The 18,431-nt window shown below is 39.9% G+C and carries 19 protein-coding genes; 16 read left to right on the top strand and 3 right to left on the bottom strand.

Going from position 1 to position 18,431, the window contains the following annotated elements:
* The first annotated feature begins 26 nt into the window (after positions 1-26).
* The 12 genes from MTT29_RS00760 to MTT29_RS00705 all read left to right on the top strand — a co-directional run bounded on the left by MTT29_RS00760 (position 27) and on the right by MTT29_RS00705 (position 10,317).
* Positions 27-1,757 carry a M3 family oligoendopeptidase gene (locus tag MTT29_RS00760; protein WP_103599345.1) on the top strand — a complete coding sequence of 577 codons (1,731 nt, stop codon included), beginning with the start codon at positions 27-29 and terminating at the stop codon, positions 1,755-1,757.
* Entirely contained in the window at positions 1,751-2,200 is a 450-nt protein-coding gene (locus MTT29_RS00755) for a hypothetical protein (RefSeq protein ID WP_225723746.1), read from the top strand. The genes MTT29_RS00760 and MTT29_RS00755 overlap by 7 nt, the downstream gene beginning before the upstream one ends.
* A gap of 51 nt (positions 2,201-2,251) precedes the next feature.
* Positions 2,252-4,321 (top strand): ATP-dependent helicase, encoded by a 2,070-nt coding sequence (locus MTT29_RS00750; RefSeq protein ID WP_429799463.1) that lies wholly within the window; start codon positions 2,252-2,254, stop codon positions 4,319-4,321.
* Positions 4,318-5,139, top strand: a complete 822-nt coding sequence (gene truB, locus MTT29_RS00745) for a tRNA pseudouridine(55) synthase TruB (RefSeq protein WP_103636977.1) — start codon at positions 4,318-4,320, stop codon at positions 5,137-5,139. The genes MTT29_RS00750 and truB overlap by 4 nt, the downstream gene beginning before the upstream one ends.
* Positions 5,133-5,363 (top strand): carbon storage regulator CsrA, encoded by a 231-nt coding sequence (gene csrA / locus MTT29_RS00740; RefSeq protein WP_002941828.1) that lies wholly within the window; start codon positions 5,133-5,135, stop codon positions 5,361-5,363. Before truB ends, csrA begins: the two co-directional genes overlap by 7 nt.
* Positions 5,360-6,103 (top strand): 4-(cytidine 5'-diphospho)-2-C-methyl-D-erythritol kinase, encoded by a 744-nt coding sequence (locus MTT29_RS00735; RefSeq protein ID WP_429799462.1) that lies wholly within the window; start codon positions 5,360-5,362, stop codon positions 6,101-6,103. Before csrA ends, MTT29_RS00735 begins: the two co-directional genes overlap by 4 nt.
* A gap of 14 nt (positions 6,104-6,117) precedes the next feature.
* Positions 6,118-6,570 (top strand): SsrA-binding protein SmpB, encoded by a 453-nt coding sequence (gene smpB, locus MTT29_RS00730; protein ID WP_035170093.1) that lies wholly within the window; start codon positions 6,118-6,120, stop codon positions 6,568-6,570.
* 8 nt (positions 6,571-6,578) lie between these two features.
* A complete protein-coding gene (locus MTT29_RS00725; protein WP_429799461.1) occupies positions 6,579-7,175 on the top strand; it encodes a TlpA disulfide reductase family protein in 597 nt (198 codons plus the stop codon).
* 63 nt (positions 7,176-7,238) lie between these two features.
* Positions 7,239-7,673 carry a flagellar basal body rod protein FlgB gene (flgB, locus tag MTT29_RS00720; protein ID WP_103558540.1) on the top strand — a complete coding sequence of 145 codons (435 nt, stop codon included), beginning with the start codon at positions 7,239-7,241 and terminating at the stop codon, positions 7,671-7,673.
* A gap of 8 nt (positions 7,674-7,681) precedes the next feature.
* Complete coding sequence (flgC, locus tag MTT29_RS00715; RefSeq protein ID WP_012139981.1) at positions 7,682-8,182, top strand: flagellar basal body rod protein FlgC; 501 nt, start codon at positions 7,682-7,684, stop codon at positions 8,180-8,182.
* Positions 8,182-8,475 (top strand): flagellar hook-basal body complex protein FliE, encoded by a 294-nt coding sequence (gene fliE, locus MTT29_RS00710; RefSeq protein WP_002941937.1) that lies wholly within the window; start codon positions 8,182-8,184, stop codon positions 8,473-8,475. Before flgC ends, fliE begins: the two co-directional genes overlap by 1 nt.
* Positions 8,476-8,484: 9 nt before the next feature.
* Positions 8,485-10,317 (top strand): peptidoglycan D,D-transpeptidase FtsI family protein, encoded by a 1,833-nt coding sequence (locus MTT29_RS00705; protein WP_149718264.1) that lies wholly within the window; start codon positions 8,485-8,487, stop codon positions 10,315-10,317.
* 89 nt (positions 10,318-10,406) lie between these two features.
* On the opposite strand, the gene MTT29_RS00700 is transcribed toward MTT29_RS00705, so the two are convergent.
* From MTT29_RS00700 to MTT29_RS00690, 3 genes are read right to left on the bottom strand one after another with little or no spacing between them, the layout of a single operon-like run.
* Positions 10,407-10,868 (bottom strand): hypothetical protein, encoded by a 462-nt coding sequence (locus MTT29_RS00700; protein WP_021084467.1) that lies wholly within the window; start codon positions 10,866-10,868, stop codon positions 10,407-10,409.
* A gap of 47 nt (positions 10,869-10,915) precedes the next feature.
* Positions 10,916-11,869 carry a ferrochelatase gene (gene hemH / locus MTT29_RS00695; protein ID WP_429799460.1) on the bottom strand — a complete coding sequence of 318 codons (954 nt, stop codon included), beginning with the start codon at positions 11,867-11,869 and terminating at the stop codon, positions 10,916-10,918.
* Positions 11,869-12,738: a Gfo/Idh/MocA family protein gene (locus tag MTT29_RS00690; protein ID WP_012139985.1), complete on the bottom strand. Its 870-nt coding sequence runs from the start codon at positions 12,736-12,738 to the stop codon at positions 11,869-11,871. The genes hemH and MTT29_RS00690 overlap by 1 nt, the downstream gene beginning before the upstream one ends.
* Before the next feature lie 170 nt (positions 12,739-12,908).
* Between MTT29_RS00690 and alaS the strand changes: the two genes are divergently transcribed.
* Genes alaS through MTT29_RS00670 form a run of 4 tightly spaced genes read left to right on the top strand, consistent with a single transcriptional unit; the run spans position 12,909 to position 18,428 of the window.
* On the top strand, positions 12,909-15,467 hold the full coding sequence (gene alaS, locus MTT29_RS00685; protein ID WP_429799459.1) for an alanine--tRNA ligase: 2,559 nt from the start codon (positions 12,909-12,911) through the stop codon (positions 15,465-15,467).
* Positions 15,464-15,961, top strand: a complete 498-nt coding sequence (locus MTT29_RS00680) for a 3-isopropylmalate dehydratase (RefSeq protein WP_103598470.1) — start codon at positions 15,464-15,466, stop codon at positions 15,959-15,961. The genes alaS and MTT29_RS00680 overlap by 4 nt, the downstream gene beginning before the upstream one ends.
* Positions 15,961-16,503, top strand: coding sequence for a septum formation inhibitor Maf (maf, locus tag MTT29_RS00675; RefSeq protein WP_103598469.1), 543 nt, complete (start codon positions 15,961-15,963; stop codon positions 16,501-16,503). The genes MTT29_RS00680 and maf overlap by 1 nt, the downstream gene beginning before the upstream one ends.
* Positions 16,500-18,428 carry a transglycosylase domain-containing protein gene (locus MTT29_RS00670; RefSeq protein WP_107832811.1) on the top strand — a complete coding sequence of 643 codons (1,929 nt, stop codon included), beginning with the start codon at positions 16,500-16,502 and terminating at the stop codon, positions 18,426-18,428. The genes maf and MTT29_RS00670 overlap by 4 nt, the downstream gene beginning before the upstream one ends.
* Positions 18,429-18,431 lie beyond the last annotated feature (3 nt).

Genomic DNA, 18,431 nt, shown 5'->3' with positions numbered 1-18,431 from the left:
ATGTCCCAAAAATTTAAAGGATAAATATGCAAATTTGGGATCTAAAAGCACTTTTTGCAAACGAAAAAGAGTGCGAACAAAACGCACTAAATTTACAAAAAGAGTGCGAGAAATTTAAAGATAAATACCTTGAAAATTATGAAATTTTAAAAACAGACGAGTTTTTAAAGGCATTTTCTGAATATGAAAGCTTGATAGCTAAAATTTCAAAAGTAATGACATACGCTTTTTTAAATTTTGCCAAAGATACAAGCAAGGGTGCATTCTACGCGAAAATCGATGAGATAGCGACAAAAGCAAATGAAAATTTGATATTTTTTGAGATCAAATTTAATGAATTTGCCCCTAAAAAACAAGAAGAGATCATCAAAAGCTCTAAAAAATATGGCTACTATCTAAGCAACCTCGCCAAAGCAAAACCGCACCAACTTAGCGTTGCGGAAGAGAGAGTGCTACTTCGCACGGCAAGCACCGGAGCAGAGGGCTTTTCAAGGCTTTTTGATGAGAGCATGAGCAAGATGAGGTTTAAATTTAAAGGCGAGCTTTTAAATGAAGAAGAGATTTTAGCCAAGCTTCATGAGAGCGACCAAAGCGTGCGAAAGCTAGCAGCAAAAAGCCTCTCAAATGAGCTTAGCAAACACCAGCACCTTCTTGGCTACATATATAATATGATAAAAACTGATCTAAAAACGAGCTGCGAGCTGCGAAATTTCAAGCTTCCTGAAGAGCCAAGACACCTTGAAAATCAGATTAGTAAAAAAAGCGTTGATTCGCTAATTGCTGTGACGGAGAAAAATTTTGATTTAGTTGCTAAATTTTACGAGCGAAAAAAAGAAATTTTAGGCCTTAAAAAACTTTATGACTACGATAGATACGCGCCTCTTAGCAGCGAGGGGGAGTATAAATTTGATGAGTGCAAAAAGATAGTTTTAAAGGCGTTTGGGACATTTTCACCTAAATTTGGAGATATAGCCAAAAGTGCCTTTAATGACGGCTGGATCGACGTTTACCCAGCGCCAAACAAGCGGGGTGGCGCATTTTCTCACTCTGGATCAAGTGACACGCATCCTTATGTTTTGCTAAATCACACAAACCAGAGAAGAGACCTTTTTACGCTTGCCCACGAGCTTGGCCATGCCGTGCATCAAAAGCTCTCTTATAGCGTAAGCTACCTAAACTCAGACACTCCGCTAACTACGGCTGAGACGGCGTCTGTCTTTTGCGAGATGCTAGTTTTTGACCACATAAAAGAGAGCCTTAGCAAAAAAGAGAAAATTTCACTGCTTGCTGGCAAGATCGAGGATATATTTGCCACACTTTACCGCCAGATAAATTTCACCACCTTTGAGCGCGCCGTGCACGCACACGAGGGCGAGATCAGCCTAGATGAGCTAAATAAAATTTGGCTAAAAGAGAGCAAAAAGATGTTTGGCAAAAGCGTCACGCTAAATGACTACTACAAAATTTGGTGGAGCTACATCCCACACTTCATCCACACACCATTTTACTGCTACGCCTACTCTTACGCGCAGCTTCTAGTGCTTGCACTTTTTGGACTTTACAAAAGTGGCAAATGCGAGAATTTTGTGGAAATTTACACCAAGTTTTTAAGCCTTGGTGGAAGTCTTAGCCCAAGGGAGCTTGTAGGCAAATTTGGCTTTGACATAGATGATAAAAATTTCTGGCAGATAGGCATAAATGAAGTTAAAAAGCTAGTAGATGAATTTTTAGAAATTTCAAAAGGAATAAAATGTTAGATGAAATTTTAGATGATGAGAAATTTGCGCTTTTGATGAAGATGCACGTCTATGAGTGCATTGATTTTTTGCTTGACAAGGGGGTAAATTTCTCAGTTATGGCAAATTTGCCGCTAGTTAGCTTTGAGCCTAGCTTGCCAGATGAGATAAGCAGTGGCTTTAGCATGCCAGTCATTATGTTCTCACTTGGTGGCTACACGCTTGAGAGTACCATGCTAACGCAAGATGAGCTTAGCTTTGAGGCTGGCTTTGGTAGTGAAAATTTCGCCTCAGTGGTCTCTTTTCCACTTGGAGCAGTGGTTCAAATTTTGGTTGAAAACAGCCCGATCCTTGTAAATTTCTCTATCTACAAGCCAAAAGAGAAGCAAGTCGATCACGCTAAAAAATCAGCCTCAGTCTTTTTGCAAAACCCAAAAAATAAAGATATATTTAAGAAAAGATAGTAATTTTAAGCATTTTTGGCTAAAATCAAAAGAAAATTTAAAAAGCGAAAAATGGAAAATTTACTATCAAATTTAAACGAAGCCCAGCGCGAAGCGGCCACCCACATAGACGGTGCGATGCTCATACTAGCGGGTGCTGGCAGTGGCAAGACAAAGACGATCACGACTAGGCTTGCCTATCTCATCGGCGAGGTCGGCATAGACGCGGCAAACACGCTAACTCTTACTTTTACAAACAAAGCCGCCAACGAGATGCGCAGCAGAGCCATGGCGATGCTAAGCCAAAGCGGCAAAAACTACTCGCCGCTTCTTTGCACATTTCACAAATTTGGACTTTTGTTTTTAAAGCTCTACATAGAAAAGCTTGACAGAAAAAACAACTTCGTCATAATCGACACAGACGATAAAAAACGCATCATTAAAAGCTTTGAAAGCCCAGTCGCCACGGCTATTTTGTCAAGTGAAATTTCAAACTATAAAAACTCACTTTTAAGCGTCGAAGAGGTCTATAAAAACGCAAATTTCTCCTCTTTTGACAAGAGCAAAGACAACTTTTACAAGCAAGCAGCGCAAATTTATGAAAAGTACGAGGACTATTTAAAGGCGAACAACCTTGTTGATTTTGATGATTTACTAGGTCTTACATATAAAATTTTAGACGAAAACGAAGAGCTGGCAAGAGATATTTCAAACCGCTACAAATACATAATGGTCGATGAGTATCAAGACACCAACGATCTTCAGTATAAACTGCTAAAAAAGCTCTGCCTATGCCACGAAAACATCTGCGTGGTGGGCGATGATGACCAAAGCATCTACGGCTGGCGAGGTGCAAAGATCGATAATATCTTAAATTTCAAGGATCAGTTTAGCAACGTAAAGATTATCAGACTTGAGAAAAACTACCGCTCGAGTGAAGCGATACTAAAGGCTGCAAACGAACTGATAGATCATAACCGCAACCGCCTTGGCAAAAAGCTTGTAGGCACAAAAGGCGAAGGCGAAGCTGTAAATTTGATAGAGAGTTTTGATGAAAATTTAGAGGCTGGCAAGATCGCAAAAAATATAAAAGAGCTTTTAAGCAAAGGCGTGCAGGCCAAAGATATCGCGATCTTATACCGTATAAACGCGCTCTCTCGCTCACTTGAAGATGGGCTAAACAAAGAACAGATCGCCTATAAAATGGTTGGTGGAGTTAAATTTTACGAAAGAGCCGAGATCAAAGATATCATAAGCTACTTAAGGCTGATAAACAATCCAAATGACGACTTTTCAATAAGGCGCATAATAAACCGCCCAAAGCGAGGACTAGGCAAGGTGAGCCTTGATAAGCTTGAAAAGATGGCCTTTGAGGGCAAAATTTCTATTTTCGAGGCGATCTCAAACATCTCTGATAACGACGAAGCCTTTAGCAAAAAGGTAAAATCAGCCCTTCTTGAGTTTGCAAACAACCTAAAAGAGCTTCAAGAAAGCAGCTCGGTTTTTGACCTGATAGATAAATTTGAAGCTAAATTTGGCGTAAAAAAATACTACGAGAGCTTGCCAGATGGAGCTGAAAGAGCGGCGAACATCGACGAGTTTTATGCCGTTTTAAAAGATCAGATCAAGCAAAATCCAAGCTTTGATCTGGAGGAGTTTTTAAACGAGATCACGCTAACAAGCGAGCAAGACGGCATTAGCGACGAAGCTATTAGTATAATGAGCGTGCATGCAAGCAAGGGACTTGAGTTTGAGCATCTTTTTGTGATCGGCCTTGAAGAGGGATTTTTCCCGCTCATTGGCGATGGTAGCGACATCGAAGAGGAGCGTAGGCTCGCTTACGTGGCGATAACAAGAGCTAAAAAGACGCTTAGCCTAAGCTTTGCAAATTCGCGCTTTTACAAAGGTCAGCGCACAAGGCTAAATAAGAGTAGATTTTTAAGCGAGAGTGGTATCACGCATGGCTCGCTAGTTATCGAACAGAGCAATGAATTTAAAAAAGGCGACCTTGTTAAACATAAAATTTTTGGTATCGGCAGAGTAAGCGCGGTTAGCAAGATCAAAAAAGAGTTTAAACTGACTATAAATTTTGGTGGCAATGTAAGAGAGATAATGTCAAGCTTCGTGGAAAAGGCCGTATGAACGCCATTTTCGTGGCAAACAAGCCTGCTGGCATGAGCTCAAACCACTTTTTAGGGCGACTAAAGAGAAAATATGGCGTCAAAAAGGCTGGATTTTCAGGCACGCTTGATCCATTTGCGAGTGGCTGTTTGATAGTCGCTTTTGGCTCGTATACGAAATTTTTTAGATTTTTAGACAAAAGCCCAAAGGTCTATGAGGCGACGATCTGGCTTGGGGCGAGCAGTCCAAGCATGGATAATGAAAATATCACTGAAATTTTAAATGTAAAAGAGCTAAGTTTAGAAAAACTTGAAGCCATTAGAGGCGAGCTAATAGGCAAGATAAGCTATATCCCGCCAAAATTTAGCGCCAAACATGTAAATGGCACAAGAGCTTACAAGCTAGCAAGAAGCGGCGAAGAATTTGAGCTAAAGCCAGAAACTATGGAAATTTATGAAAGCCAAATTTTAAACTACTCACACCCTTTTTTGACACTTCGTTTAAGCGTAAGTGAGGGGAGTTACATCCGCTCTTATGCAGAAATTTTTGGGCAAAAAGTTGGTTATAATGTAACTTTAAGCTCATTAAAGAGGGTAAGCGAGGGTAAATTTCGCTATGAAAATGAAAAATTTTTAAATATTTGCAATTTTTTAAATATTAAGCAAAATACGTATTTTGGGGATATTAACAACATACTTGACGGCAAGAAATTAAAAATTAACGATTTTGAAACACAAATACAAGGAATTTATTTGCTAAATTATGATAAATTTATGAGCGTAATCCAAATCATGGATGATACTATAAATTACACTTTAAACAAGGTAGAAAAATGTTAATCTTAGCAAGAAAAGAAAACGAAGAAATTTTACTAGGTAACGACATAAAAGTCGTCGTAGTAAGTATCTCAAAAAGCACCGTTAAGCTTGGTATCGAGGCTCCGCGCAACACAATGATACTAAGAAGCGAGCTGGCAAACGATATCAAAAACGAAAATATCCACGCCACAAAAAAAGCAAGCGAAGCCGATATCCACGAGCTTGCGAAAAAAATCGAGAAATGAAAAGCTTTGCAAAGATCAACGTATTTTTGAAGGTAGTTGGCACCAGAGGCAACTACCACGAAATTTTGTCACGTTTTGTTCTTTGCGAGCAGCTTTTTGATGAAATTTATTTTGAAAGGTCAAATTCTTTTGCTATCGAATGCGACAACAAAGAGATAAAAGAGAATATCATACAAAAAGCGATAGACGAGCTAAAAAGAGCTGGCTTTTCAAATGAGCTAGATGAGTTTTTTAGCTCTCACAAAATCATCATCAACAAACAAATCCCAATAGGTGCTGGTCTAGGAGGAGGCAGTTCAAACGCCGCCACTTTTTTACTTATGGTAAATGACGAGCTAAATTTAAATATAAAACGCGAAAATTTGATGCAAATAGCCTCTAAAATCGGTGCTGACGTGGCCTTTTTTGTAAGTTGCTACAAGGCAGCAAATGTAAGCGGCATAGGCGAGATCATAGAAGAATTTGATGATGAAGTGCCAAATTTAAATATCTTCACGCCAAATGTTTTTTGCTCTACACCGATGGTTTATCAAGAATTTAGAAGCAATTTCTTACAATACATAGACGTTAATGCTGCAAAAAAGATGCAAAATTTAAAAAGCGCAGAGCTACTTGAAATTTATAAAAACGAGGAGCTAAACGATCTTTTTGCCCCATGCTTTAAGCTCTATCCACAGATGAACGAGTTTAGGGATAAATTTCTAAGCGGCAGCGGCAGTAGCGTATTTAGCGTAAAATAAAAGGTAAAATTTTGATAAAAGATCTAGCGAAAAACAAGAAAGCTTTGCACGACTTTAGCATACTTGAGACCTTTGAAGCTGGCATCGTGCTAAAAGGCAGCGAGGTCAAGGCTCTAAGGGCTGGCAGAGCAAATTTAAAAGATAGCTTTGTGCGCGTCATAAAAGGTGAGCTTTTCTTACTAAACGCCCATATCAGCTATCTTGAGACTACACACAGCGCATTTCGTCCAAATGAGCGAGCAGCCAGAAAACTTTTGATGCATAGAAAGCAGATCGATAAAATTTTCGGTCAAGTCTCACAAGATGGGCTTGCCCTAGTTGTTTTAGCACTTTATCTAAGTGATAAAAACATCGTAAAAGCAAGGCTGGCCCTCGCAAAAGGTAAAAATTTACACGACAAGCGCGAGACTTTAAAAAGGCGCGAGGCAGACAAAGAGGCAAGAGCTGCTATAAAAAGATATGTTTAAGGGATAAGATGAAAAATTTACTCGTTTTAATAATCACTTTATTTGCTTTTTTTGGTTGCGGCGATGATGAGAGCAGCAGTGCAAATTTTAAAGAATTTAGCCCAAATGAAGAGGTTAAGCTCGTAGATGTAAGCGGCAAGGAGCTTACTTTGGTTAGAAAAGATCACGGCTTTGCTATCAAAAATGATGAAAATAAGGTTTTAATGATCGACATTTTTGGCACATTTTGCCCGCCTTGCCAAAAAGAGGCAGCCGAGCTTACAAAATATCAGCTTGAAAATAAAGATAAATTTACGATAATCGGACTAACTCACTTTGAAAATGTCACAAATGAGTATGTTTTGCATGAATTTATGCAAAAATTTAACGCCTATTACTTCATAACAAACGATCAAAAGATAAATGACAGACTTGCCGAGCAAATCGTAAGAGATATCGAATACAAACACGAGATCGCACTACCTTTTAAGGTGGTGATAAAAAACGGCAAATATCAAATTTTAACAGACGTAGATAGCGGACAATACGGAGTAAAATACTATCTTGGCGGCATAAAAGTCACAAAAATGAAAGAAGATTTGGCAAAAATTTATGAAACAAAATAAATTTGCCTTATATTTGGAACATCATTTGCTTATAAAAATGTGAAAATTTATAAGGATTTTTAAATGTTTGTTTTAGATAGATCAAAATCTAGCCCATTAGTCGAATCAGCCCTTGCAGGCAGAGAACTACGCCAAAAGCTCATCTCTGGCAACCTTGCAAATGTTGATACACCATTTTACAAGGCTAGAGATGTAAGATTTGAAGATGTTTTAAGAGAAAAAGCAAATGAAATTTATAACGTTTCAGAGAGCAAAAAACTAAATTTAGCTAAAACAAACGAAGCGCACATGGCTGCGGTTGATTTTCCAAAAAGCGACACAGCTCAAATTTTCTTGCGTGATGGTCACATGGCTAGAAATGACGCAAACACGGTCGATCTTGATGTTGAAACAACAGAAATGGGCAAAAACACAGTTATGATAAACGCCCTTGATGGCGCATACAAGGCTCAGGGCAATATCTTTAAAAGCGTAATAGACGCAAGCGCTAAGAACTAGGAGAGATGATGTCATACTTAAATGATTTTGATATTAGTGGATACGGACTAAGCGCACAACGCTTCAGAATGAACGTCATCAGCTCAAACATAGCAAACGCTCAAACCACAAGAACGGCTGAGGGCGGTCCTTACAGAAGACAAGAGGTCATCTTTAAAGAGATGAACTTTGATAAAATTTTAAACGATCAACTTAAAAACTCACAAAGTCTGCTTGATTATGAAAATCCACTCGATGACCCAAGCTCACCCAAAAACGCTCACCCTGCCTTAACTAGCGTGATCGTAGATAAAGTGGTGCGCGACGACAAAGACTTTCAACTAAAATACGACCCTAGCCACCCAGATGCAAATGCAAATGGCTACGTCGCATTTCCAAATATAAACCCAGTCATCGAGATGGCTGACTTGCTCGAGGCGACAAGGGCTTATCAAGCAAATGTAGCGTCATTTCAAAACGCAAAGACAATAGCACAAAGTGCGATATCACTTATTTCAGGACAAGCATAATGATAAATAGCATAAATTTAGATAAGTTAAACAAAAACGAAAATTCAAACAAAATAGCAAAAGCGGGCGAAGAAGGCGGCTTTGAAAACGCACTAAACGACTCTTTAAAAGAGCTAAATAAGGTTCAAATAAACGCCGATAAAGCCATAGCTGATCTCGCAACTGGCGAGGTAAAAGACTTGCACCAAGCAGCTATCGCGATAGGCAAAGCAGAGACTAGTATGAAGCTTATGCTAGAGATTCGCAACAAAGCACTAAGCGCATACAAAGAAATTTCAAGAACGCAAATTTAAGGCCATTGAATGAATTCCAGAAAATCAAAAATAACCATACTTTTTTTATTAATTACTTTTGGAATTTCAATCTTTGTGCTCGTTATATTTTATAGAGCAAGCATCGAGCGAAAGCTTCCTAAGCTTCAGACAAGCGACGTAAATACCGCAATCCGAGGCAATATCGTCACAAAAGACGGCTTTAGCATCTCATCAAGCCAAAAACTCTACAAAGTGATGCTTGACACCAGAAACATCGATCCAAACAAAAAAGAGATGTTTATCAAGCTCTACTCGCTTTATAGAGGCGACGATCCAAACAAAGTAAGAAAGATCATAAACGGCACAAAAGGCCTTGTCACGCTCTCTTACAGCATCGACGCAAAGGGCGCTACCTACCTTCAAGAGCTCTCTAGAAAGCTAAACCGCAAGGGCATTTTGATCTCATATCTTGACCCAAAAACTGGGCTTGCCTCGTTTCAAGGTATGCGAGTGATGGAGAGCGGTCAAAACCGTAAATTTATGTCAAAAGACGCCTTAACGCCAGCTATTGGCTACGTGAGTAAAACAGAGAGCGACGCACTTACCAAAAGCAAAGGTGTAAAAGGGCTTGAGAGATACTACGAGGACTACCTAGCTCCGATACAAAACGCCAAAATCCTTGGCCCGCGTGATATTGGCAACAATATAATCTTAACCAGTGATTCAAATTTAGCAACAAGAGTTGATGGCTACAACGCGGTGCTTTCTGTACAGCTTAAATTTCAAACCAAGTTAGAGCAAATTTTAGATGAAAAGCGTGAATTTCTAGATGCAAAAGAGCTAATCATCTGCATAATGAATAGCAAAAATGGAGAAATTCTAGCCCTAGCTTCTAGCTCAAGATATGATCCATCAAATATAAGAAAGCAAGATTACAGCGCGCTAAATTCGAGCGCAAGCGAGTATGCATACGAGGTTGGATCGGTTTTTAAGCCATTTATCTTCTCCATACTGCTTCAAGAAAAAAAAGTAAATCCTTTTGAGCTAGTAAATACCTATAATGGTCGCTATCAGCTAGGCAAAAGGATCATCAAAGATACCCACCCAGAGCCTTTTATGAGCGCTGAAGACATCATCGTGCATAGTTCAAACATCGGCATGATCCAGCTAGTAGAACGCCTAAATGGTCCCCAAATTTATCAAGGGCTTTTAAATTTTGGCTTTTCAAGAAAGACTGGCATCGACCTGCCATACGAGCAAGTAGGCATGATGCCAACGGTTACTAAACTAAATTCATTGACCTATAAAGCGACAGTTAGCTACGGATACGGCCTTCAAGCGACATTTATGCAGCTTTTGAAAGCCTTTAACACCTTTAACAACAAAGGCATCGAGGTGACGCCACACATGGTGGCATATCTTGAGCGAAACGGCAAGCGATACGATCTGCCAAAAGCAGAGCCAGCGCAGGTCATCTCGCAAGAGACCGCAAAGATAATGAAGAGAATTTTGATAAAAACAGTTGAAAAAGGCACTGGTTTAAAGGCATTTACGCCAGGTCTTGAAATAGGCGGAAAAACTGGTACCGCACACATCGCTTCTGGCAAAGGTGGATATAGCAACACCTATAATGGCTCGTTTTTTGGCTTCGTAAATGACACGAGAGGCAACAGCTACACTATAGGCGTTTTAGCAAGAGACCCTAAAAAGCCTTACTACTACTTTGGTGCGCAAAGTGCATTGCCGACATTTAAAAAGGCAGTTGATCTAATGGTTGAAGATGGCTATTTATTCCCAGATCCTAATGTCATAGCTGAGTTTGAAGCTAAAAAAGACAAGCTCAAAAACGACAAAGCAAAGCAAAAACCAGCATTAGATTAAATTTAACTTCTAAGATATAAATATTAAATTTCAAATTTAGAGTTTAAAGTAGAAATTCTGGATCTAGGCAAGCGGCCTAAATCCAGAATTTATGCAAGTCCAAGTTCATTTAAGACAGAGCTTAAATTTACAGAATTATTTGTATTTTTGCCAAGGCTATTTTGCTTCTCAAGCAGTGTTTGGCTCGTAAGTGCCATGTTTAGCTCTTTGCGGTAGTCACTTAAAATTTTATCCATTATTTTAAGTAGCTCATTTTTTTGATCCTGCGTTTTAGTCGGATCATTTATGCTTAAAAGCTCAGTTAGCTCCTCTTTTTTCTGAGCTATTTTCTCTTCTATCTTGTTTGAATTTAGCTCATTTATAAAGCCAGCAGCACCGATTTCTGTAAGCCTTTTCTTAAACTGCTCAAGCTTGTCTGAAACCTTCGCCTCGCTTGTGATCTTATCAAGCGTTAGACTTAAAATTTCATCAAAACTATTTTTTTTATCTTTAGCTTTGCTTGAGCCTGACTGCAACAAATAATCGATAATATCGTTATTTTGAACCTTCATACATCTCCTTTTAAATTTGAGATGCTCTTTATAAGCAAGATTTATTCCTAAAGGCTAAATTCTCTAGCGCTTTTTGATTTTTCTAGGATAAAACTAGCAAATTCATCACTAAAATTTGGACACTCTACCACTTTATAAAAGCTAAAGCTTAGCTCTTTTGCAAGCTTGGCATACTCGATAACTAGCTCAAAAATGGTCTCAGAGTTGTCTATGCAAAAAGAGAGCGGATAGATAAGCGCTTTTTTATTTTCGCACTTTGCCAAAGCCTCATTTAGAGATGGTTCTAGCCATTTAACTGGGCCAAGACGTGACTGATAAGCAAGGCTCACATCTTTAAAATTTAGCCCCTGCTCTTTTAGCATTTTGCCTAAAATTTGCACATGTTCGTTTATGTGTTTTTCGTAGATATCGCCATTTTCTATGATCTTGCGAGGCAAAGAGTGAGCTGAAAAAATGAGGCTAATATCGCTTATATCGGTATCTTTTATCGCTTCACGGATGTGGGAGATAATGATCTTATTGTAAGCGTCATCATCATAAAATGGCTCGCAAAGTGAAATTTTAGCTTTAAAATTAAGCTCCTCTTTTGCCTTTTTAAAATCAGCTAAGCTCGAAGTTATCGTAGTTCGTGAGTGATGAGGATAGAGCGGCAAAAGCACTATCTCATCAAATTTTTCATACTTTTTAAGCACATCTTTTACAAATGGCGAAGTGTAGTTCATCGCAAAATCAACCGCGTCAAATTCGCTTTGCAAGCTTGAAATTTTGTCACAAAGCTTAGCTGTAAGCTCGCAAAGTGGCGATTTGCCGCCTATTTGCATGTAGTTATGCTGAGCTGATTTTAGTCTGCCTTTTGTGATCATGAAAGCTACAAATTTTCTTATAAATTTATTTTTTATACCCAAAATATATGGGTCATTAAACATATTTGTTAAAAAAATTTCGACATCATCAAGGCTGTTTGCACCGCCCATATTTAAAAGCAAAAGAGCTTTTTTCATCAAAATAGTTCTCTTATCTTTATCGCGTCATCTATGTTTGAAAGTTCGCTACTCTCGCCACTTTGGCAAAGATCGTAAAAGGCCTCGTATTGCGCTTTTAGCTCACTATTATTTGTATCTATCTTTAAATTCATCTGTCCATTTTCGCTCACTTGATGAAGCTTGTGATCGATGAGATCGCCAAAATAGACGCCATTTTTCGCATTTACCTCTATCTTAAAGCGCTCTAGTGAGCCACAAAATGAGTCAGTGATATGCACTAGAATTTGATTTTTACTTTTAAAGCTTATCGCCGCGTTATCGGCACTTTTGGCATTTGTCTTGTTTGTTTGAGTGTAGTAAAAGTCGCTGACTTCAGAATTTATGATATTTTTTGCTAGGTCGATGTCAGAAACTGAGAGTTCATTTATGATATTTCCATCGCAAAGTGGCTTAAAATGAGCGATTGAGATGCTATAAATTTCCTCTTCTTTTAAAAGTGCTTTTTTAAGTGACAAGATAGTTGGGTTAAAACGCTCAGAAATTCCCGTGCAAACCCTAGTTTTATTTGTTTTGGCGGCATATTTTATCTCTTTAAGATCTGCGATACTTTTAAAAACTGGACGTGAGATGAGGATGTTTTGGCAGTATTTTGCGCACTGGCAAAATGCCTCAACCATCTCCTCTCTTGGCGAGCAAAGCACGACTGCTTGAGGCTGGGCAACCTCTATAAATTCTTTAAAATCAGTATAAAAATCAGCTCTGCAAAACTCATCAACATTGTCTTTGTCAAAAATGCCACAAATTTCAAACTCGTTTGAGCGTCTAAGCTCTAAATAATGTTTTTTGCCTGTGCTGCAATAGCCGATAATGCCGATTTTTAGCTTCACATTCACCCTTTAAAACTTTAGAAATTTTTAATTATTTTATTTACAAATCGCTTTTAAATAGATAAAACAAGAGATAGTTTTCAAAATATCACTATTTTTTCTCTTTTTAGAATTTCGCAAACGAATTTTGGCTAAAATCAAGCAAAATTTTAAAACTAACGAGGATAAAAATGCAAAATTTAGATATAAGAAAGGCATATCTTGATTTTTTTAAATCAAAAGGTCACGAAGTCGTAGCTTCTGCACCACTCGTGCCAAACGATGCAACACTACTTTTTACAAATGCTGGCATGGTACCATTTAAGAGCATTTTCACAGGCGAAGTGCCACGCCCAACACCACCTATCCGCACTAGCTGTCAGACCTGCATAAGAGCTGGTGGTAAACACAACGACCTTGATAACGTCGGCTACACAGCGCGCCACCACACATTTTTTGAGATGCTTGGCAACTTTAGCTTTGGCGAATACTTCAAAAAAGAGGCGATCGCTTACGCTTGGGAATTTGTCACAGAAGTGCTAAAACTACCAAAAGATAAGCTTTATGTAACCGTTCATGAAAGCGACGATGAGGCGTTTGAAATTTGGAGCACTCACATCGCAAAAGAGAGGATTTACCGCTTCGGCGACCATGATAACTTCTGGCAAATGGGCGATACTGGACCATGCGGCCCTTGCAGTGAAATTTTTTACGATCAAGGCGCTGAGCACTTTAACACACCAGAAGATTACATGGGCGGCGATGGAGATAGATTTTTAGAGATCTGGAACCTTGTTTTCATGCAATATGAAAGAAGCGCAGATGGCAAACTAAGCCCACTACCAAAGCCAAGCATCGATACAGGCATGGGACTTGAGCGCGTTACTGCCATTTTACAGGGTAAATTTAGCAACTACGATAGCACACTTTTTATGCCACTAATTAGCGAAGTAGCAAAGCTTTGTGGCAAGCCATACGTCTATGAGAGTGGCGCTAGCTACCGCGTCATAAGCGATCACATCCGCTCAGTCACATTTTTGCTAGCTCAGGGCACGACATTTGACAAAGAAGGCCGTGGCTACGTGCTTCGCCGTATCTTACGCCGTGCGATCCGCCATGGATACTTGCTAGGCATAAAAGAGCCATTTATGTATAAGCTTGTCGATAAAGTTTGCGAGCTCATGGGAGAGCACTACACCTATCTAAACGAGAAAAAAGCGGCTGTAAAAGAGCAGATCAAGCTTGAAGAAGAGAGATTTTTAGCAACTATCGCTAGTGGTTTGGAACTATTTGAGAGTGAGCTTAAAAATACAAAAGAAATTTTTAGCGGAGAGGCTGCGTTTAAGCTCTATGACACATTTGGCTTTCCACTTGATCTAACGGCTGATATGCTTAGAGAAAAGGGCTTAAAGGTCGATGAGGCAAGGTTTGATGAGCTTATGAGCGAGCAAAAAGCACGTGCAAAAGCTGCTTGGAAAGGCAGTGGCGACAAGAGTGCAAAGGGCGATTTTAAAGAGCTACTTGAGAAATTTGGCGAGAATAAATTTATAGGCTACGAAGAGCTTAAGAGTAAAAGTAAAATTCTAGCCCTACTTGATGAAGAATTTAAAAATGTAGATAGCCTAGATGCTGGCAAAGAGGGCTGGGTGATGTTTGATGTCACTCCATTTTACGCTCAAAGTGGCGGCCAGTGCGGCGACAGCGGTAAGATAGCAGGTAAAGCAAATGTGCTTGATACACAAAAATTCCACGGGCTAAATTTATCTTTAGTAAAAACTAGCGCGGCACTAAAAGTTGGCGACGAAGTAGAGCTCGAAGTGGGCAGTGATAGAGCGGAGATCGCACGTCATCACAGTGCTACACACTTGCTTCACGCAGCCCTTAGAAGCGTGCTTGGCACACATATCGCTCAAGCTGGCTCAAACGTCGAGGCAGATAGGCTAAGATTTGACTTCTCTCATCCAAAGGCGCTTACTGGCGAAGAAATTTCAAAGGTCGAAAACCTTGTAAATGAGTGGATCTTAAACGGCGCACATGCAAAAACACAGGTTATGGAGCTTGAAGAGGCTAAAAAAAGCGGAGCGATTGCACTATTTAATGAAAAATATGCCGACAAAGTAAGAGTTGTGAGCTTTGGCGATGTCAGCAAAGAGCTTTGCGGTGGCACACACGTGAAAAATATAGATGAGATCGGATCGTTTTTCATCACAAAAGAGAGCGGCGTAAGTGCTGGCGTTAGGCGTATAGAGGCTGTTTGTTCAAGGGCTGCGCTAAATTTAGCAAGGTCGTTTAGAGCTGAGCTTGAAGAGCTAAAAGATGAGCTAAAAAGCACAGAGCCACTAAATGCCGTTAAAAAGCTAAAAGGCGAGATAAAAGGCTTAAAAGATAAGCTAAAAAACGCTAAAAGCTCTGGGGAGCTAGCCTTTATAAATGTAAATGAAACTAAACTTTGTGTGGCACACATCGATGGTGGCGACATAAAAACTTTGATAGATGAGTTTAAAAATGGGCATGAAAAGGCTGCTATTTTACTGATCCAAACAGATGAAGAGGGTAAAATTTCTCTTGCAGCTGGCGTAAAAAATGCTCCACTAAAAGCTGGCGCTTGGGTTAAATTTGCAGCGCAAATTCTTGGCGGCAATGGCGGCGGAAAAGACGACTTTGCAACAGCTGGTGGCAAAAATGCTCTAGCTATCGAAGACGCCATAAAAAGCTCACTTGAGTATGCAAGGCAAGCTTTAGAAAAATGATTCATCAAGAGATCGCTTTTTTTAAATTTGATCAACTAATCATCTTCTTGCACATTAGCTTCGTAGCTCTTTTTATAGGGCTACAAGCTGGTTTGGTGCTTGCTGGAAGCTATTTTATAAAAAATAAATTTGAAGATAAAGAGCGCTATCACATCCTGCTTCACATCATAAGACGCTTTGGACTAGCCATCTTTGCGCTAGTTCTTGTCATCGCGCTAACTAGTTTAATAATAATCTTTTACTTTGATGATGGCAAAATGCAAAATCCGATGGCAAGTGCGATAATAGCGACCAAATGGGCGATAGAGCTATTTTTACTCTTAAATTTAAGCTACATCTTTTATAGATACAAAAAGGCTTTAAAAACTCTAAGATCACACGAGATGATCGAGCTAAACGAGAGCCTAATCGTCATCATCTACTACTTCACGCCTCTAAATTTACTAGCTTCACTCGCGGCTGTCTATCTTGGTGTGAGCTATAGGAGCTTTTGATGATCACTCTTGCTTCTAGCTCGCCAACAAGGGCAAATTTACTAAAAGATGCTGGGATAGAATTTAAACAAATTTCTTGCAGTTTTGATGAGAGCATGATAGCAAAGAGCCTAAAACCAGAAATTTATGTCCAAAACGTCGTAAAAGCTAAAAAAGAGCAGTTTTTAAAGGCAAATGGCAAGCTTTTAAATTTACTCTTTGCAGATAGCTGCGTGGCGTGTGGGTATAAAATTTTAGGCAAGGCAAAGGATACAAACGAGGCACTTTCTATGCTAAATTTACAAAGTGGCAATGAGTGTAGCGTCTATACGGCGATGATATTTTTAGGCGAATTTGAGCTTATAAATGTGAGCAAGACCACATATAAATTTGCTAAATTTAGCGAGCAAGATCTAAAAAGCTACCTAGAAAGTGGCGAGTGGCAAGGCAAAGCTGGAGCCATGACGATAGAAAATTTTAATAAAAAATACATCATCTCCCAGCACGGCGAGACAAGCACGGCAATGGGGCTAAATTTAAAAATATTAAAGGCATTTTTATGAAATATATCTTGGCATTTATCTTTGTAGTTGCCATCGCACTTGGTGGAGCGTTTTTATACTTTTATTCGCAAGTGAGGTTTGACGCCTACTCCATCATCGACTACAAGCCAAAGCTTGCGACACAAATTTTTGATAGAAACAACGAGCTTATCGCAAACATCTTTGAAGAAAACAGAATTTATGTAAAGTATAACGACATCCCGCCACGTGTCATCGAAGCGCTCGTGGCTATCGAGGATACGAGCTACTTTGAGCATGGCGGTATCAACGTAGAAGCCATGGCAAGAGCGGCTATAAAGGATATCAAAGCTAGAAAGCTAGTTGAAGGCGCATCCACGCTAACTCAGCAGCTTATAAAAAACCTAGCCCTAAGCCGCGAGAAGAAATTTACAAGAAAGATAAAAGAGGTCGTGCTTGCTATGAAGCTTGAAAGCGAGCTTAGCAAAGAGGATATCATCGAAAGATACCTAAACCACGTATATTTTGGACACGGCTACTACGGCATCAAAACGGCTGCGGAGGGCTACTTTAGAAAAGAGCTAAATGAGCTAAGCATAAAAGAGATAGCGATGCTAGTTGGCATGCCAAAAGCGCCAAGCACATATGATCCTACAAAGCACCTCGACCTCTCTCTTAGCCGCGCAAACAGGGTTCTTGAAAGGATGTATAGCATCGGCTGGATAAATGAGGATGAGTACCGCAAGGGCGTGCTTGAAGAGCCAGCAGTCTTTGACGATACGCTCACACGCAATAAAGCCCCTTACGTGGTCGATGAGATCATAAAAGAGGCTTCAAAGAAATTTGACGATATAAAAACTGGCGGCTACAAGATACAAAGCACCGTCGATCTAAACGTGCAAAAGATCGCTCAGGACGCTTTAGTCTATGGCTACAATGAAATTTTAAAAAGAGATAAAAAGGCAAATCCAGAGATGCTAAATGGCGCTATCGTCGTCACTCATCCACAAAGCGGACAAATTTTAGCTCTAATTGGCGGCATCGACTACGCAAAAAGTAGCTACAACCGCGCTACCCAAAGCAAGCGCCAGCCAGGATCTAGCATTAAGCCATTTATCTACCAAATAGCCCTTGATAGCGGCTACTCAGTCGTCTCTCAAGTAGCTGATATCGCTAAGACGTTTGACATGGGCAACGGCAAAGAGTGGACGCCAAAGAACTATAGCGGCGGCTTTCAAGGCTACATCACGATAAAATCAGCCTTAACCCAGTCTCGCAACCTCGCAACCATAAATTTACTAAACGATCTTGGTCTTAGCTCAGTTCGCAAACAGCTTACGGATATGGGCTTTAACGACATCCCTGAAAATTTATCAATCGCACTTGGTAGCTTTGGAATTTCGCCACTTGACTTTGCGAAATTTTACTCGATGTTTCCAAACGATGGCGAAGTAGTCGAGCCTACACTCATCAAGCATATAGAAAATAGCTTTGGCGCGTCGATGGACTATGAGCCTCAAAAGAAGCAAGTGCTAAAACCTGAGCAGGCATTTTTGATGACAACATTGCTTCAAAACGTCGTAAACAACGGCACCGGACGCAACGCAAAGGTAAATGGCATCCAGATCGCTGGCAAAACTGGCACATCAAACAACAGCATCGATGCTTGGTTTTGCGGCTATTCGCCTGATATCGAGGCCATCATCTGGTACGGAAACGACGATAACAGCCCTATGAAAAAGGTCGAGGGCGGCAGCAGGACAGCTGCACCGGTCTTTAAGAAATTTATGGAGGGCTACATCAAGCTCTACCCTACCCTAAGACGTGCGTTTGAGCAGCCTGATGGCGTCTATAAAGGATACTATAATGGCGCTGATGAGTACTACACGAACGACTCGCCGTTGCCGCAAAATACGCCAACAAACGACATCATTCAAGATCAAGAAAACGATGGATTATTATTTTAGGAG

The organism is Campylobacter concisus, from assembly GCF_050447485.1.
GTDB classification, from domain to species: domain Bacteria; phylum Campylobacterota; class Campylobacteria; order Campylobacterales; family Campylobacteraceae; genus Campylobacter_A; species Campylobacter_A concisus_BQ.
This window is presented reverse-complemented; position numbering and strand designations above follow the sequence as displayed.

What these genes read in the sequence shown, in the direction of transcription:
- MTT29_RS00735 (WP_429799462.1), top strand. Translation starts at nt 5,360, where the DNA reads ATGAAAAGCTTTGCAAAGATCAACGTATTTTTGAAGGTAGTTGGCACC.
- csrA (WP_002941828.1), top strand. Translation starts at nt 5,133, where the DNA reads ATGTTAATCTTAGCAAGAAAAGAAAACGAAGAAATTTTACTAGGTAAC.
- MTT29_RS00680 (WP_103598470.1), top strand. Translation starts at nt 15,464, where the DNA reads ATGATTCATCAAGAGATCGCTTTTTTTAAATTTGATCAACTAATCATC.
- alaS (WP_429799459.1), top strand. Translation starts at nt 12,909, where the DNA reads ATGCAAAATTTAGATATAAGAAAGGCATATCTTGATTTTTTTAAATCA.
- truB (WP_103636977.1), top strand. Translation starts at nt 4,318, where the DNA reads ATGAACGCCATTTTCGTGGCAAACAAGCCTGCTGGCATGAGCTCAAAC.
- MTT29_RS00725 (WP_429799461.1), top strand. Translation starts at nt 6,579, where the DNA reads ATGAAAAATTTACTCGTTTTAATAATCACTTTATTTGCTTTTTTTGGT.
- MTT29_RS00670 (WP_107832811.1), top strand. Translation starts at nt 16,500, where the DNA reads ATGAAATATATCTTGGCATTTATCTTTGTAGTTGCCATCGCACTTGGT.
- MTT29_RS00760 (WP_103599345.1), top strand. Translation starts at nt 27, where the DNA reads ATGCAAATTTGGGATCTAAAAGCACTTTTTGCAAACGAAAAAGAGTGC.
- flgB (WP_103558540.1), top strand. Translation starts at nt 7,239, where the DNA reads ATGTTTGTTTTAGATAGATCAAAATCTAGCCCATTAGTCGAATCAGCC.
- MTT29_RS00705 (WP_149718264.1), top strand. Translation starts at nt 8,485, where the DNA reads ATGAATTCCAGAAAATCAAAAATAACCATACTTTTTTTATTAATTACT.
- maf (WP_103598469.1), top strand. Translation starts at nt 15,961, where the DNA reads ATGATCACTCTTGCTTCTAGCTCGCCAACAAGGGCAAATTTACTAAAA.
- fliE (WP_002941937.1), top strand. Translation starts at nt 8,182, where the DNA reads ATGATAAATAGCATAAATTTAGATAAGTTAAACAAAAACGAAAATTCA.
- hemH (WP_429799460.1), bottom strand. Translation starts at nt 11,869, where the DNA reads ATGAAAAAAGCTCTTTTGCTTTTAAATATGGGCGGTGCAAACAGCCTT.
- flgC (WP_012139981.1), top strand. Translation starts at nt 7,682, where the DNA reads ATGTCATACTTAAATGATTTTGATATTAGTGGATACGGACTAAGCGCA.
- MTT29_RS00755 (WP_225723746.1), top strand. Translation starts at nt 1,751, where the DNA reads ATGTTAGATGAAATTTTAGATGATGAGAAATTTGCGCTTTTGATGAAG.
- MTT29_RS00750 (WP_429799463.1), top strand. Translation starts at nt 2,252, where the DNA reads ATGGAAAATTTACTATCAAATTTAAACGAAGCCCAGCGCGAAGCGGCC.
- MTT29_RS00700 (WP_021084467.1), bottom strand. Translation starts at nt 10,868, where the DNA reads ATGAAGGTTCAAAATAACGATATTATCGATTATTTGTTGCAGTCAGGC.